A 1,101-nucleotide genomic window follows, 5' to 3' on the forward strand; every position below is an offset into this window, starting at 1 on the left:
GTCGATGGGTGGTTGTTCGAGGATGAGGTGGGCGTTGGTGCCGCTGATGCCGAATCCTGATACTGCGGCTCGGCGGGGTCGGTTCTGGTTGGGCCATGGTGTGTTTTTGGTGAGTAGGGAGACCGTGCCGGTGGTCCAGTCGACGTCGGTGGTGGGTTGGTTGATATGTAGTGTGCGTGGGAGTACGCCGTGTTGCATGGCGAGGATCATTTTGATGATGGCTGCGGTGCCGGCGGCGGCTTGGGTGTGGCCGATGTTGGATTTGATGGATCCGAGCCAGAGGGGTTGGTTGCGGTGTTGTCCGTAGGTGGCTAGGAGTGCTTGGGCTTCGATGGGGTCGCCGAGTCGGGTGCCGGTGCCGTGGGCTTCGACGGCGTCGATGTCTGTGGGTTGTAGTCCGGCGTTGGCTAGTGCTTGGCGGATTACTCGTTGTTGGGATGGCCCGTTGGGTGCGGTGAGTCCGTTGGATGCGCCGTCTTGGTTGATGGCTGATCCGCGGATGACCGCCAAAACCGGATGACCATTGTGTTGTGCGTCGGTAAGTCGTTCGAGTAGTAGGAGTCCGGCGCCTTCGGCCCAGCCGACGCCGTCGGCGTTGTTGGAGAAGGCTTTGCAGCGTCCGTCGGGTGCGAGTCCGCCTTGTCGGCTGAATTCGGTGAAGGTTTGTGGTGTGGACATGATGGTGACGCCGCCTGCGAGTGCCATGGTGCATTCGTTGTTGCGGAGGGCTTGTGCGGCGAGGTGTACGGCGACGAGTGAGGAGGAGCAGGCGGTGTCGATGGTGATTGCGGGGCCTTCGAGTCCGAAGGTGTAGGAGATGCGGCCGGAGGCGATGCTGGCTGCGCTGCCGTTGCCGAGGTGTCCGGCGACTTGTTCGGGTGTGTGGGTGAAGCGGGTGGCGTAGTCGTTGTACATGATGCCGGTGAAGACGCCGGTTTTGCTGCCGCGCAGTGATGTCGGGTTGATGCCTGCGTGTTCGAAGGTTTCCCAGGTGGTTTCCAGCAGGAGTCGTTGTTGTGGGTCCATTGCTAGTGCTTCGCGGGGTGAGATGCCGAATAGTGCGGGATCGAACTCGGCTGCGTTGTAGAGGAATCCGCCCTC

General features: G+C 61.6%; 1 protein-coding gene. It reads right to left on the reverse strand.

What is annotated here, in order from left to right:
• On the reverse strand, positions 1–1,101 hold a 1,101-nt coding region (locus ABZW16_RS44000), incomplete at both ends, for a polyketide synthase (protein ID WP_354962110.1).

The sequence above is a fragment of the Nocardia sp. NPDC004604 genome (assembly GCF_040609795.1).
In the GTDB taxonomy this organism is placed as follows: Bacteria; Actinomycetota; Actinomycetes; order Mycobacteriales; family Mycobacteriaceae; genus Nocardia.